Here is a 14,047-nt window from a genome sequence, read left to right as displayed (position 1 = left end):
TTTAGCGGCACCCGGGGAAATCTGTGGTTGGCTCCGCCAGGCCATACGGAGATGGCACAAGCAAGAAGCCCCCGCCCTTTCTTTTGCTTTTGTGTCATCTTTGGCGGCCTGCCCGCCGGCGAGGCGCTTTTGATCTTGAGAGCGCGCAGCGCGTTCAGGAGCGTTCGGGAGCGCTCGGGAGCGCTCAGGAGCGCGCAGCGCGTCGCGTGAGCAGCGAAGCGTAGCGAGCCCAGAGGAAAGAAGCGCTCGCCGCGCGGCAGGCCCCCGGAGGGGAAAGGCGTCGGTCTCCCTCCGCACGGCCTGCCGGAGGCAACCACCCTTTGGTCTTTTCCGCAACCGAAAAGCGTGGTTGCGGAAAAGACCAAAGCGCGGTTGGGCTGCGCCCAGGCCGTACGGAGGAAGCCCGAGGCCCTTCCCGTGGGCTTGCAGCACGGCGTCGCGCCTTCGGCGCAAAGCAACGCGCCTGCGGCGCGAAAGCGCGCGGCCGGTTGACGAAGAGGTGCTGTGGGCCTGCGGCCGGCGGTTGGCGGGAAGCGAGGAGCGGGAGCGGGAGTGGAGGGGTGGGGAGGCGGTGGGTGGCGGTTGGTCGGCATCCGGCACGGCGTTGAGCGCTGCTCGCTACTCTTCGGGGGTGACGGCGGGCGGATTGGTGATGGGGAACCGGGAGACGATCGGCGAGGCGGCACCGCTCGACGCCCCCGAACGGCGGCAGCTCGACATCATCCGCCGGTGGGGCACCGTCGGCGCGTTGCTGATGTTCGTCGGCTCGCTCGGGGCCGGGGCCGCGCCCGTGTTCTCGCCCCTGCCCGGCACGCCGGTGCTCGGGTTGTTCGCCCGCATGCCCAGCGCCGCGATGGGCGTGGTCTGGACCGGGATGTTCCTGGTCGTGTCCGCCTGGCTGATGCTCGGCCGGTTCGCGCGACCGGGTCGGCCGCGGCTGATGTCGCGCAGCCAGCTCGACCGCACGTTGATGATGTGGATCACGCCGCTGGTCTTCGTGCTGCCCATGTTCAGCCGGGACGTCTACAGCTACCTCGCGCAGTCGCAGATCGCGGCCAACGGGCAGGACCCCTACGAGATGGGGCCGGCCACGGCGCTGGGCGTGGACCACCCGCTGACCACCAACGTCCCGAACATCTGGCGGGAGACGCCCGCCCCCTACGGGCCGCTGTTCCTGGCGGTGGGTCGGGTCATCTCGATGGTCACCGGCAACTCCGTGCTGCCCGGCGTGTTCCTGCACCGGCTGCTGGTGCTGCTGGGCCTGGCGATGATCGTGTGGGCGCTGCCCCGGCTCGCGCGCCGGTTCGGGGTGCCGCCGGTGAGCGCGCTGTGGCTGGGCGCGGCGAACCCGCTGGTGCTGTTCCACCTGGTCATCGGCGTGCACAACGAAGGGCTCGCGATCGGGTTGATGCTGGTCGGGCTGGAGCTGGCGCTGCGCCGGATGCCGGTCACGCCCGGTGCGCCGATGACCCGCGACGAGCTGGTGTGGATCGCGCTGGGCGCGACGATGATCACGTTCGGCGCGGCGGTGAAGATCCCGGCCGCGTTGGCGTTGGGGTTCCTCGGCGTGATGATCGCGCGGCGGTGGGGCGGGACGTTCAAGGACCTGGTCAAGGCGGCGCTGCTGCTGGCGGTGATCTCCGGGGTGGTCATGGTGGCCACGTGCCTGGGCACGGGGCTCGGGTTCGGCTGGGTGCAGACGCTGAACGTGGCCAGCACGGTGAAGAGCTGGATGTCCCCGCCGACCGCGATGGGCTTCCTGGGCGGCGGCCTGGGGCTGCTGCTGGGGCTGGGCAACCACACCGACTCGATGATCGCGTTGATGCGGCTGGTGTTCCAGGCGGTGTCGGTGGTGATCGCCGGGACGCTGCTGTGGAAGGCGTTCCGGGGCCGGATCAAGGCGGTCAACGGGCTGGGCGCCGGGCTGGGCGCGGTGCTGGTGCTCGGGCCGGTGCTCCAGCCCTGGTACGTGCTGTGGGCGGCGCTGCCGCTGGCCACGGCGGTGCTGGCGAAGCGGTTCCGGCTGATCGCGATGAGCGCCAGCGCGTTCATCGCGGTGATCCTGCCGCCGACCGGGTCGGCGTTCGACGGGCGCGCCTACATCGTGCCGCAGGCGGTGACGGCGGCGTTGCTGGCGTTCGCGCTGTGCGTGTTCGCGTCGCGGCGGCAGATCATGCCGCTGATCAAGCGCGACCCGGTGCCCGACGCGGCCTGACCGTTGACTTCACCGGGTTACCTCGCAGTAACATAGCGGCACCGCCCCTGCCGTCCGGTACCGGTCCCCCTCACGACGAATCCGCCAACGTCCGTCGGAAGGCCCGTTCGTGGAGTTGCCCTGGAAGCGGTGTGCCCTGGCCGCCGCGCTACTTCTCCCTGCCCTGCTCACGTCGCCGTCGGCGCACGCCGCCGCGCACGACCCGGTGCTGTTCGTCCACGGTTGGAACGGCAGCGCGTCCAACTGGAACACGATGATCAGCCGGTTCCGCGCGGACGGCCGGCCCGACGACCACCTCCGCGCCTTCTCCTACGACACCGCGAAGTCCAACGCGACCACCGCCGAGGTGGTGCGCGCCGAGGTCGACCGACTGCTCGCGGCCACCGGGGCCGCGAAGGTGGACGTGCTCACCCACTCGATGGGCGGCCTGTCCTCCCGCTACTACGCCCGCAACCTGGGCGGCGACGCGAAGATCGACCAGTGGGTGTCGCTGGGCGGCCCGAACCACGGGACCCGGTCGGCGAACACCTGCTTCCAGACGTCGTGCACCGAGATGCGCGTCGGCTCGAACTTCCTGACCGCGCTCAACTCCGGCGACGAGACACCCGGCGCGCCCGACTACGGGACGTGGTGGTCGTCGTGCGACGGCGTGATCGACCCACCGGACAGCACCGTGCTGTCCGGGGCCCGCAACACGCGGACGGCGTGCATCAGCCACAGCGCGCTGCTGACCGACGCGACCGTGTACGGCCAGGTCCGCGACTACGTGAACCGCTAGCGCGAACGGGGTGGCCATCCGGCGACGGGTGGCCACCCCGCCTCACGGCGTCGGCGGCTGCGTGGTGGCCGGCGGGTTCGGGTCCGGCTCCGGCTGCGGGACGGGCGCCTCGTCGGTGGTCGGCGGAACCGTGGTCGGGCCGCCGTTGTGGATCGTCGGCGGCGGGGGCGACGTCGTCTGCGCGTACGTCGGCAACGGCGGGCGCGGGGCCGGGATGCGAGCGTTGCGCTCGGCCACCGACTCGCCGTCGACCGGCGCGGTCCCGACCGGCTGACCAGCCGGAACGGCGACCGCGACCGACTCGGCGGGCGCGGCCGGGGTCGGGGTCGGGTCGGCGAGGGCCGGCGGCGGGGTGGTCGGCGACGACGTGGTGGCGGGCGGCTGCGCCCCGACGGGGGCCAGCGGCGGCACCACGGGGGTGTGCGGGCCGCTCAGGGCAGCCGCGACCAGCAAAGACAACGACAGCACGGGCAACGCACGCACGGGGACGCCTCCTGGACGACGCGGAGCGAGGCGACGTGCCCGCCCGAACCGCCGCGGATCTTCCCCCGCGCAGCGACGTTCGGACAACTGTGCGGACGGGTTGACCCGATCGGGGCGTAACCCGGCGCGGCGGGCGGGCGACTAACCGGTACCTGGGAGGATCCCACCGCCGTCCGGGGAGGGAGCGCGCATGGCCGACGTGCCGCAGGAACAGATCCGGTTCGCCGTCGTCCTCAACGGCGGGGTCAGCCTGGCCGTGTGGATGGGCGGCGTCGTCCTCGAACTCGACCGCCTCACCCGGGCCGAGGGCGCCTACGCCGACCTGCTCGACCTGGTCGGCAGCACGGCCCGCGCCGACGTCGTCACCGGCACGTCCGCCGGCGGCATCAACGGGGCCGCGCTGGCGTTGTCGCAGGTCAACCAGAACGCCAAGCTGGAGCGCCTGCGGGACCTGTGGGCCGAGCAGGGGCGCATGGAGCAGCTGCTGCGCACCCCGTTCCGCGGGTCGCCGGTGTCGCTGCTCAAGGGCGACGAGTTCTTCCTGCCCCGCCTCCAGGAGGCGCTCAACCGGCTGACCACCGACTTCTCCCCCACCCCGCCGGGCGAGCGGCCCGTGGACCTGCGGATCACCACGACCCTGCTCGCGGGCGTGCCGACGACCACCCACGACGACCTGGGCCAGTCGCTGACCCAGTCCACCCACCAGGGCAGCTTCTCCTTCCGCCGCGACCCGACCGGCCGCGACGACTTCACCGCCGAGCGCCTGCCCACGCTGGTGGACCAGCTCGCGCTGGCCGCCCGGTCCTCCGCGTCGTTCCCGTTCGCGTTCGAGCCGTCGTTCGTGCCGGTCACCGAGGAGGCGGCGGGCGACGCGCGGCCGAACATGGCCGACGTCGCGTCGTGGGCCAACGGCACGGACAACACGTCCCGCTACGTCGTGGACGGCGGCGTGCTGGTCAACACGCCGACCAAGGAGGCGTTGGAGGCCATCGACCGGATGCCCGCGGAGGGCCCGGTGCGGCGGGTGATGCTGCTGGTGTTCCCGCACGCCCCGGAGTCCAAGCAGCCGCCGGTCGCGCCGGTGGACGGGATGCTGCCCAGCACCATCGGCACCGGCGCGAAGCTGCTCAGCGCCCTGACCAGCCAGAGCGGGCGCACCTACGTGGAGCGCATCGAGGAGCACAACCGGCTGGCGGCGTCGCGGCGCGGCGGGCGCAGCGCCCTGCTGGGCCGGCTCGCCGCCGGCGGCTCGGTCGTGGGCCGGCTATACGACCTCGCCGCCACGCTGCACGACCACTACGAGGACATCCGCATCCGGCACGCGGCCCGCGACGTCACCACCCGGCAGTTCGAGGTGCCCGGCGCGAACACCGCCGGGTGGACCTTCGAACGGGTCCGGGCGGCGGCCGAGGCCGCGCAGCGCGCCCACCTGGCCAAGTGGGGCGGCCTGCCCTACGTGCCGGGGCAGCCGCAGCCGGCCGCGCTGCCCGAGCACGGCTGGCCGTGGGGCATCACCATGGCCGAACGGCTCGCCTCCGCCGCGATGGACCTGCTCAAGCGGCTGGTGTGGGTGGTGCCGGACAGCCCCGCGAGCCGCCTGGCGCAGGCCCGCACCAACCTCTACGACGTGCGGGCGCGGCTGCGCGAGCTGCGCGCCGAGCTGGACGGGCAGTGGACCACCCGCGAGCACACCCCGTTGAACCGGGAGTACTGGGAGCTGCGGGTCGAGGCGTTCGCCGAGGGCATGCTGCGCGGCCCGGTCGGCGAGCGGGTGCGGGCGCAGGTGGACCGGATCGCGGGCATCCTCGGCGACGCCCGCGACGCGCTGGACGCCCTGGCCGACGACCGCGTGCAGATGGCCGGGCTGACGTCGTGGAAGGCGCTGCTGCTCGAACCCCGCACCGACGCCGAGACCGCCGCCGGCCTGGTCGCCGGGGACATGTGGCTGTCGCGGCTGCTGGCGCTGGAGGTCGCGGCGACGTGCCTGGCCGACGACGCGCGCGGCGGCATGGACCAGGCGGTGGACCTGGTCCAGATCAGCCTCCAGACCCGCAACGCCTTCGCCGAGCACAGCCAGACCCCCGACGACAAGGCAGGCGGCGCGTCGCTGAGCCGGTTCTCCGGGTTCCTCAAGCGGTCCTGGCGGGTCAACGACTGGATCTGGGGCCGGCTGGACGGCGCCACCATGCTCAGCAAGATCGTGTGCGACCCGAAGCGGCTGCTGCGCATCGACCGGCTCACCCCGCACGGGGGCGCGTCACCGGCGCAACGCGCGCGGCGGCGGGTGGACGAGCTGGCGGGCAGGCTGTTCGGCGACGGCCTGCCGGACCGCCTCGCGCCCGTGGTGGAGCGCGCGGTCGAGCAGCTCACCGCCGTCTACGAGGACGCCGACGGCGACCAGCCGCCCACCTGCGAAGCCCTGGCGGAGCTGGCCGCGTGGGCGCTGCACGTGCGGATCATCTGCGAGGAGCTGCCCGCGCTGCGCGCCGCGATCCTGGCCGACCGGCACGAGGGTGCGGACAAGCGGTCGCGCGGCGAGCTGTTCCTGGAGGAGCAGGCGGCCCTGCTGCGGCGGCTGCCGGTGCGCACCGACGCCGACCGGGTCGAGGTCGGGCTGGAGGCGCTGGAAGCGTTCGACCGGGCCGGGATCGGGCGCGAGCCGCTGTCCCAGGAGGCCTCCAGCGACCAGGTGATCCGGACCGCGGCGACGGCGGCGGCGGTCGCGGTGACCGTGGCCGACAGCGAGCGGTCCGGGCTCGGTCCGGCCAAACCGCTGACGCGGGCGCTGCGCGGCGCGGCGCTGCTGCCGTACTGGACGATCACCGGGTTGACCCGGGGCGGGCAGCTGGCCCAGTTCCTGGGGTTGCTCGGGTTCGCGCTGGGCGGCGCGCTGCTGGTGCTGGCGCTGTTCGACCTGCTGCCGCCGTGGGCGGTCGGCCCGGCGGCGGCGTTCGGCACCGCGACCCTGCTGGCCGCCTTCGGGTACGCCGCGCTGCGCACCGGGACCCTGTTGCACGGCTTGGTGTTGCTGGCCCCGGTGATCCCGCTGGCGGCGGTGGCGATCGACCGGACCCGGTCGGCGCTGGCGTCCTCCGAGGAGGGCGTCACCACCGGGCTGGTGGCGGTCGCCGGGGTGGTGGTCGTCGTGGTGGCGTTGCTGGTGATCGGGTCGCTGCCCGCGCCGGTCGGGACGCCGCTGGCGGTGGCGCGGGCGGTGCTGCGGCGCATCCGGCGCCGCCCCCGGCTGGTGCTGCGGGTGCTGCTCGCGGCGGCGATCGTGGTCGCGATCTGGGCCGTGGTCCGCTACCGGCTCTACGACGTGGACCCGGCCGTGGTGGTGGTCGCGACGGTCCTGGCGATCGTGTTCGGCGTGGTCGCCTCGCTGCACCTGGGCCGGTCGTTGCAGCGGTGGCGGCAGCGCGACGGCGTGTGGACCACCGAGCACGCCGAGCCGCCGGCCGCCGCGACCGCCGGGTGGGCCGCCGTGTACGGGTCGGCGCTGCTCGTGATCGGCGCGGTCGTGCAGGTGTTCTCCCTGCGGTTCACCGGCTGGGAGGCGGTGCTGGCCACCACGCTGTCGTTCGGGCTGGTGCTGCTGCTGGTGACGACGTGGTGGGTGCCGCTCAAGGAGCGGCGGTCGATCATGCGGCGGCTGGTGGAGCAGTCGGCCGTCGTGGACTACGGCGACAACGTGGCCGAAGGGCTGTTGCGGCGCTTGGAGGGCCACGCGATGCTGTTCCGCTTCCTGACCACTTTGGACGGTTCCGGCCGGCCCGTCCTCGGGCCGCGCGGACTGCGGGTGGCGCACCGCATCGCCACCCGCCGCGGCGTCGTGGCCTGACCCTCAGGCCACCAGAGCGGGGCGGGCCGGCGCCGGCACGCCCATCGCCCCGCGGTAGAGGCCCTCGAAGGTCTCCAGGGTCTGGTCGATGGCGTGCGCGGCGATCAGTTCGCTGCTCGCCACACCCATGCGGGCGGTCACGGCCGGGTCCGCGACGACCGCGTGCAGCCGCTCGGCCAGGCCCTGCACGTCGCCCGGGGTGAACAGCCAGCCGTTGCGGCCCGGCCGGCACAGGTGCGGCAACGCCATCGCGTCGGCCACCACGACCGGCTTGCCCGCCGCCATCGCCTCCATCGTGGCCAGGCTCTGCAACTCGGCGATGCCCGGCATGCAGAACACGTCGCAACCGGCGTAGGCGTCCAGCAGCTCCTCCTCGCCGACGAACCCGCGGAACCGGACCCGGTCGGCGATCCCGAGGTCGCGCGCCAACAGCTCCCACTCCGCCCGGCACGACCCGTCCCCGACGATGTCGGCGCGCAGGCGCGGCACCAGCGCCACCGCCCGCAGCAGCTCGTCCACCCGCTTCTCCTCGTCCAACCGGCCGACGAACAGCACCGTGGGGCCGTCGCCCGCGCGGACGGGCTTGCGCAGCCGGTAGCGGTCGATGTCGATGCCGCACGACACCGGCACGGCCCGCCGCGGGAACCCGCTGTCGTGCAGGAGCTGGACGGCGCGCGGGGTCGGCGCGGTGACCACGTCGGCCTGGTCGAACACCTTCGTCAGGTCCTTCCACGCCCACCGGGAGGCCAGGCCCTGGAACCACTGCGGGATGTGCGCGTGGCCGAACAGGTTCTCCGGCATGAAGTGGTTGGTGGCGACCGTCGGGACACCCATCTCCCTGGCGTGCTTGAGGGTGTAGCGGCCGACGACGAAGTGCGCCTGGACGTGCACCAGGTCGGGCCGGATGCGGTCGAGCAGCGCCCGGACGTCCTTGCCGACCTGCCACGGCAGGCCGATCCGGAACGTCTTGTGGAACGGGGTGCGGTGCGAGCGCAGGCGGTGGACCGTGATGCCGTCGACGTGCTCGGTGCGGGCCGCGCCGACCGGGTCCACGCAGATCACGTGCACGTCGTGGTCCCGGCCGGCGAGGCCGACCGCGAGCCGGTGGGCGAAGCGGGCCGCGCCGTTGACGTCCGGCGGGAACGTCTCCGCGGCGACGACGATCCGCATGGCGCGTCCGTTCATGGGGTTGTTCTCCGATCTCATGGGTGTCCGGGAGTCCTTGCGGGCGAGCAGGGCGACGCCGGCGATGGCGACGGCGGCGCAGGCGAGTTCCGCGACGGCCGTGGGGCCGGAGGTGCGGGTGGCCTCGCCGAGCAGGGTGGTGCCGATGCCGACGGCGACCAGCGGGTCGACGACGGTGAGGCAGGCGACCGCCACGTGCGGCGGTCCGCTGGCGTAGGCGTGCTGGATGAACCAGCCGCCGACCAGCAGGGCGAGCGCGATACCGGCCGCCGAGAGGCCGGTGCCGAAGGAGAGCGAGGCGGTCTGGACGTCCTGCGACACCGACCGCATGAGCACCGAGACGTAGCCGTAGGAGACGCCGCCGGCCGCGCCGAACGCGAGCGCCCGCACCGCCGGCCGGGCGGACAGCACCCCGACCAGGCCCGGCACGGCCACCAGCCCGAGCACGACCAGCCCGGCGGTCACCTCGGCCTCGGCGGCGACCGGGGTGGCGGTCGCGCTGCCGGCGGCGAGGAACACGAACGCCCCCACGCCGAAGGTCGTCAACGCGACGGCCGGCAGTTCCCGCCGCCGGTTGTCCAGCAGGGCGGTGATCCCGATGGCCAGCACCCCGACCGGCTGCACCACGGTCAACGGCGCCATCCCCAACGCCACCGCGTGCACCCCGGCGCCGACCACCAGCAGCACCAGCCCGGCCAACCACCGCGGCCGGCGCAGCAGGTCGCGCACCCTCAGGTCCGGGACGTCGTTGACCGCCTCGTGCTGCAACCGGGCGGCGAAGGCGAAGAACGCCGCCCCGGCGGCGGCGAGGACGACGGCGAGCCACGTCATCGCGAGACCTCCCGGCTCACCGCGGCGGCGAGGGCGAACAGCAACCCGTACAGCAACGCGAAGAGGATCCGTTCGAAAAGACCGAGCAACACCTGGCCGTCGTAGGTGAGCGAAACATGGCTCACCATGAATGCCACCGCAGTGATCCCCGCGGCCACCGAAAAACGACGGACGGGAGTACTGCGGATGAACCGCCGGGAAATCAACCAGCCCGCCAGCGGAAGGCTCGTGAACATGACCGCCCCGGCGTAGCGGTGCACCAGTCCGGAGAAGGAAGCGGGCGACCCGGTCGGGTCCGTCGGGAACACGGTGGCGACCGTCAACCCCACCGCCCACAGCCCCAGCAGCCACGACACCGGCCCCCGCCTGGGCAGACCGCTGCGCACCAGCACGACGAGCAGCCCCACCGAGGCGGCGGCGAGCGAGAGCGCGGTGACGGCGAGCAGGCCGCTGCCATTGGCAACGAAGATGTAGTCGCTGATCGTGTGGCTGAGCGGACTGAGTTCCCCGACCGCCACCACGTGCAGATACCCGACCGGGAACAACGACAGGACCAACCCCGCCACCGCGAACGACAACACCGCCGCCCGTCTTTCCCCCCGAATCACCGTCACGGGAAAAATCCTGGCGGGATTCGCGATCAGAAAGTATCCGGAACACCCCCGAGGCGACCCTGATGCCACCCGGACATCGGGGGTGGGGCTGCCCCCACCCCGGTTGGTGGGCCTTGCGGACCGGGTGGACGGCGGACGGGGGAAGCGGGCGACCGGCAGACGGCGGCAGGGGGATGCGGCGGCGGGCGGGCGGGCAGCGGCGGCGGGCGGGCAGCGGCGGCGGGCGGGCAGCGGCGGCGGGCGGGCAGCGGCGGCGGGCGGGCAGCGGCGGGCGGGCAGCGGCGGGCGGGCAGCGGCGGGCGGGCAGCGGCGGGCGGGCGGGCGCAGGCGGCGGGTTTGTGGCGGCCACCCGCGAGTCGTCATCGCTTGGTGGGCGCGGGCGTGGAGACCTGCCTGACGAGTGGGCTCGGGTGGGCCTTAGGCTTTGCCGTCGTGAGCCCGCACCCCCAGCACCCTGCCGTGGAAGTGTCGGGGCTGGTCAAGCGATACGGCTCCACCGTCGCGGTGAACGGACTCGACCTCACCCTCCCCCGTGGCGAGGTCCTCGCCCTGCTCGGGCCCAACGGCGCGGGCAAGACCAGCACCGTCGAGGTGTGCGAGGGGTTCCGCCGGGCCGACGGCGGCACGGTGCGCGTCCTCGGTCTCGACCCGCGCTCCCCCGCCCTCCGGCCGCGCATCGGCGTCATGCCGCAGGGCGGCGGCGGGTACCCCGGCATCCGGGCCGACGAGATGCTGCGACTGGTCGCCGCCTGCGCCGCGGACCCGCTCGACCCCGCCTGGCTGCTCGACGTCCTCGGCCTCACCAGCGCCAAGAGCACCCCGTACAAGCGCCTCTCCGGCGGCCAGCAACAGCGCCTCTCCCTCGCCTGCGCCCTCGTCGGCCGCCCCGAACTGGTCTTCCTCGACGAACCCACCGCCGGCATGGACCCCCAAGCCCGCCGCCTGGTGTGGGAACTCGTCGCCGCCCTCAAGAACGACGGCGTCAGCGTCCTGCTCACCACCCACCTCATGGACGAGGCCGAGGCGCTCGCCGACCACGTCGTCATCGTCGACCGGGGCCGGGTCGTCGCCGCCGGCACGCCGCGCGAGCTGACCGCGCTGGAAGACCAGCAACTCCGCTTCCGCGCCCGCCCCGGCCTCGACCTGTCCCTGCTCGTCGGCGCGCTGCCCGAGGGCATGAAGGTGCGCGAGGCCAGTCCCGGCGGCTACCTCGTGCAGGGGCGCATCGACCCGCAGGTCGTCTCCACCGTCACCTCGTGGTGCGCGCAACAGGGCGTGCTGGCCGAAGAGCTCACCGTCGCCAAGCGCAGCCTGGAGGACGTCTTCCTCGACCTGACCGGACGGGAGCTGCGGTCGTGAGGTTCGCACCGGGCACGTTCACCCCCCGCCCAGGCCGGGGCTCCCTGGGCCGCATGCTGCTCACCCAGGCCCGCACCGAAGCCGTCCTGACCCTGCGCAACGGCGAGCAGGTCCTGCTCACCGTGCTCATCCCGGTGGCCCTGCTGGTCGCCATGAGCGTGATGTCGGTCATCCCGGTCCCGGAACCCCGCGTCGGCTCGTCCGTCGCCCGCGTCCTCGCGCTCGCGGTCATCTCCTCGGCGTTCACCGGCCAGGCCATCGCCCTCGGCTTCGACCGCCGCTACGGCGTCCTCAAACGACTCGCCGCCACCGCCCTGCCCCGCTGGCTGCTCGTCGGTGGCCGCATCGCGGCGGGGCTGGCCGTCGTGGTCGTCCAGGTCCTCATCCTCGGCGTCATCGGCGCGCTGCTCGGCTGGGACCTGCCCTCCCCCGCCGGCTGGCTGTGGACCGCGGTGCTGCTCCTGCTCGGCACGCTCGCGTTCGGCGCGCTGGGCGTCCTGCTCGGCGGCGCGCTGCGCGCGGAGATCGTCCTGGCCCTGGCCAACATCGTCTGGTTCCTGCTCCTGCTGGTCGGCGGCGTCGCGCTGGGCGTGAGCACCCTCCCGGCCTGGCTCGCGACCGTCGTGGAACTGCTGCCCTCCGCCGCCCTGGCCGAAGGCCTGCACACCGCCGTCGTGGACAACCGGGCGCCCGCCCTGAAGCAGGTGCTCGTCCTGATCGCCTGGGGTGTGGCCGCCGCCGCACTGGCCGCGAGGACGACGAAGCTCACCTGACCCGCCCGCGACTTCTCAGCAAGTGGTACCTACCATCGGTGACCGTGCCTGACTGGGTCGTCGCCTTCCTGCTGAAGTTCCAACGCGCGTTCGCCGTCGCCGTGGTGGTGGCGCAGGCGGGCATCGCCGTCACCGGCTCGATCGTGCGCGTCACCGGCTCCGGCCTGGGCTGCCCCACCTGGCCCGAGTGCGTCGCCGGCAGCCTCACCCCGGTCGAGCACCCCGAGGTCGCGCCGCTGCACCAGTGGGTCGAGTTCGGCAACCGCACCCTCACCGGCCTGGTCGGCGTCATCGCCGCCCTGTGCGTCCTGGCCGCCTGGTACTCCAAGCCCCGCCGCCGGCGCGTGGTCACGCTCGCCGTGATCCAGCTCGTCGGCGTGGGCGTGCAGGCCGTCGTCGGCGGCATCACCGTGCTGACCGGCCTGCTCTGGTGGACCGTCAGCGTCCACTTCCTGATCTCGATGGTCCTGACCTGGCTGGCCGTCCTGCTCCTGGCCTCGCTCCGGGAGGGCGACGCGCCCGCCCGGCCGCTGATCTCCGCCAACGTCCAGCGGCTCCAGGTCGTGCAGGCGGGCGTGCTCGGCCTGCTGCTGCTCGCGGGCACGTTCGTCACCGCCGCCGGCCCGCACGCCGGCGACGCGTCCACCCCGCGCCTGGACGTCCCGGTGGAGACCCTCTCCCAACTGCACGCCGACCTGCTGTTCCTGTTCCTCGGCATGCTGATCGCCCTGGGCTTCGTCCTGCACGGGCACGCCCGCCGCCCCTACGCGGTCCTGGTCGCCACGGTCGTCGCGCAGGGCGCGCTGGGCATGGTCCAGTACTGGACCGGCGTGCCCGAGGTGCTGGTCTCCCTCCACGTCCTGGGCGCCGGCGCGGTCGTCATCGCCACCGCCAACCTGTGGACGGCCACCCGCGAACGGGTCGCCGTCCCCCCGGTTCAGCGCGAGGACGAGGGCCTGCGCTCCCAGACCGCCGGCAACTCGGTCGCCAGCCAGGTGTAGAGGTCGTCCACCGCGCGCAGCCGCACCGCCCGCTCCGGGTCGCCGCTCATCAGCCGCATCCCGGCCTCGGTCAGCTCGCGCACGCTGGTCAGCGCGTCCAGCTTGCGCGCCACCAGGTCGCCCCACCGCTTCTCGTTGATCCGGTACTGCGCGGCCTGCCGCCCGCGGCGGGTCCGCTTGGTCACCAGGCCCTCGCCGACCAGGAACTTCAGGTTCGTGGAGATCGACCCGCTGGACGCCTCCAGCTCCTGCGACAGCTCCGCGGCCGTCCGCTCGGTCGGCTGGCACACCAGCAGGTACCCGAGGATGCGCCCGCCGATCAGCGGGATGCCCTCGCGCTCGAAGTGCGCCGCGAACCGCTCGATCCACGCCGACAGCCGAGTCTCACGCCCGACACTCACCAGCCCAACCCCCTGTTTCGGCCGACACTGAAGCCATAGTAGGCAGTCAGAGTCGCCGGAGGCCGGCCAACACGCGCTCCATCAGCCCCAGGTCGGGCTGTTCGCCGTCGGAGGACACCGTGCGGTGCACGTCGATCAGGCCGCGCTCGGCCATGTCGCCCAGCAGCACCTTCGCCACGCCCAGCGGCAGCCGCAGCAGCGCCGCGACCTCCGCCACCGACCGCGGCCGGGCCACCAGCGAGATGACCTCCTGGTACTCGGCCTTCATCGCGCCCGGGTAGTCCCAGTCGACCGTCGAGACCAGCGTCTCGATCTCCAGCTGGACCGACGACGTGGTGCGCCCGCCGGTCCACGAGTAGGCGCGGACGATCGACGCCGCCTCCTCGTCGCGCGGGTAGTCGAAGTCCACGTCGTCCTGGAACACCGGGTGCGGGCGCGTGGGCACCTCCGCCTGGTCCGGTTCGGGCCGCGGCGCGGGCTTGCGCCGCCGACCCGCGTCCAGGCTGAAGCCGTTGAGCAGGTCGGCGAACGTCTGCTCGGCGGACGGTTCGGGCTCCTGGCTCATG

11 protein-coding genes are annotated in these 14,047 nt (G+C 73.5%); 6 read left to right on the top strand and 5 right to left on the bottom strand.

Features of this window, described 5'->3' with window-relative positions:
• Nucleotides 1-652 precede the first annotated feature (652 nt).
• Both mptB and ABD126_RS19135 read left to right on the top strand, forming a co-directional pair.
• Nucleotides 653-2,215: a polyprenol phosphomannose-dependent alpha 1,6 mannosyltransferase MptB gene (gene mptB / locus ABD126_RS19140; protein WP_343935223.1), complete on the top strand. Its 1,563-nt coding sequence runs from the start codon at nt 653-655 to the stop codon at nt 2,213-2,215.
• Nucleotides 2,216-2,324: 109 nt separating this feature from the next.
• Nucleotides 2,325-2,993, top strand: a complete 669-nt coding sequence (locus tag ABD126_RS19135) for an esterase/lipase family protein (protein WP_343935222.1) — start codon at nt 2,325-2,327, stop codon at nt 2,991-2,993.
• Nucleotides 2,994-3,035: 42 nt separating this feature from the next.
• On the opposite strand, the gene ABD126_RS19130 is transcribed toward ABD126_RS19135, so the two are convergent.
• The gene (locus ABD126_RS19130) at nt 3,036-3,476 is read right to left on the bottom strand and encodes a hypothetical protein (protein WP_343935221.1); all 441 of its coding nucleotides are present in this window, start codon (nt 3,474-3,476) and stop codon (nt 3,036-3,038) included.
• Nucleotides 3,477-3,666: 190 nt separating this feature from the next.
• Between ABD126_RS19130 and ABD126_RS19125 the strand changes: the two genes are divergently transcribed.
• Nucleotides 3,667-7,317 (top strand): patatin-like protein, encoded by a 3,651-nt coding sequence (locus ABD126_RS19125; RefSeq protein WP_343935220.1) that lies wholly within the window; start codon nt 3,667-3,669, stop codon nt 7,315-7,317.
• 3 nt (nt 7,318-7,320) lie between these two features.
• Here the strand turns inward: ABD126_RS19125 and ABD126_RS19120 are convergent, their stop codons facing one another.
• Together ABD126_RS19120 and ABD126_RS19115 are read right to left on the bottom strand one after the other, a co-directional pair.
• A complete protein-coding gene (locus ABD126_RS19120; protein ID WP_343935219.1) occupies nt 7,321-9,333 on the bottom strand; it encodes a glycosyltransferase in 2,013 nt (670 codons plus the stop codon).
• The gene (locus tag ABD126_RS19115; RefSeq protein ID WP_343935218.1) at nt 9,330-9,947 is read right to left on the bottom strand and encodes a DUF998 domain-containing protein; all 618 of its coding nucleotides are present in this window, start codon (nt 9,945-9,947) and stop codon (nt 9,330-9,332) included. The genes ABD126_RS19120 and ABD126_RS19115 overlap by 4 nt, the downstream gene beginning before the upstream one ends.
• A 432-nt stretch (nt 9,948-10,379) precedes the next feature.
• On the opposite strand from ABD126_RS19115, the gene ABD126_RS19110 reads away from it, so the two are divergent.
• Genes ABD126_RS19110 through ABD126_RS19100 form a run of 3 tightly spaced genes read left to right on the top strand, consistent with a single transcriptional unit; the run spans nt 10,380 to nt 13,080 of the window.
• Nucleotides 10,380-11,306 carry an ABC transporter ATP-binding protein gene (locus tag ABD126_RS19110; RefSeq protein WP_343935217.1) on the top strand — a complete coding sequence of 309 codons (927 nt, stop codon included), beginning with the start codon at nt 10,380-10,382 and terminating at the stop codon, nt 11,304-11,306.
• 53 nt (nt 11,307-11,359) lie between these two features.
• Nucleotides 11,360-12,079, top strand: coding sequence for an ABC transporter permease (locus tag ABD126_RS19105; RefSeq protein WP_343935249.1), 720 nt, complete (start codon nt 11,360-11,362; stop codon nt 12,077-12,079).
• Nucleotides 12,080-12,117: 38 nt separating this feature from the next.
• The gene (locus ABD126_RS19100; protein WP_425542847.1) at nt 12,118-13,080 is read left to right on the top strand and encodes a COX15/CtaA family protein; all 963 of its coding nucleotides are present in this window, start codon (nt 12,118-12,120) and stop codon (nt 13,078-13,080) included.
• On the opposite strand, the gene ABD126_RS19095 is transcribed toward ABD126_RS19100, so the two are convergent.
• Nucleotides 13,017-13,481 (bottom strand): GbsR/MarR family transcriptional regulator, encoded by a 465-nt coding sequence (locus ABD126_RS19095; protein ID WP_343935215.1) that lies wholly within the window; start codon nt 13,479-13,481, stop codon nt 13,017-13,019. The genes ABD126_RS19100 and ABD126_RS19095 overlap by 64 nt on opposite strands.
• Before the next feature lie 46 nt (nt 13,482-13,527).
• Nucleotides 13,528-14,046, bottom strand: coding sequence for a DUF742 domain-containing protein (locus ABD126_RS19090; protein ID WP_343935214.1), 519 nt, complete (start codon nt 14,044-14,046; stop codon nt 13,528-13,530).
• Nucleotide 14,047 lies beyond the last annotated feature (1 nt).

The organism is Saccharothrix mutabilis subsp. mutabilis, from assembly GCF_039521145.1.
Lineage (GTDB): Bacteria > Actinomycetota > Actinomycetes > Mycobacteriales > Pseudonocardiaceae > Actinosynnema > Actinosynnema mutabilis.
Note: the sequence above shows the minus strand (reverse complement) of the source record. Positions and strands in the feature narration are given on the sequence as shown.

Excerpts from the sequence above, each read along its gene's own strand:
- mptB (WP_343935223.1), top strand. The coding sequence starts at position 653 with ATGGGGAACCGGGAGACGATCGGCGAGGCGGCACCGCTCGACGCCCCC.
- ABD126_RS19105 (WP_343935249.1), top strand. The coding sequence starts at position 11,360 with ATGCTGCTCACCCAGGCCCGCACCGAAGCCGTCCTGACCCTGCGCAAC.
- ABD126_RS19120 (WP_343935219.1), bottom strand. The coding sequence starts at position 9,333 with ATGACGTGGCTCGCCGTCGTCCTCGCCGCCGCCGGGGCGGCGTTCTTC.
- ABD126_RS19090 (WP_343935214.1), bottom strand. The coding sequence starts at position 14,046 with ATGAGCCAGGAGCCCGAACCGTCCGCCGAGCAGACGTTCGCCGACCTG.
- ABD126_RS19125 (WP_343935220.1), top strand. The coding sequence starts at position 3,667 with ATGGCCGACGTGCCGCAGGAACAGATCCGGTTCGCCGTCGTCCTCAAC.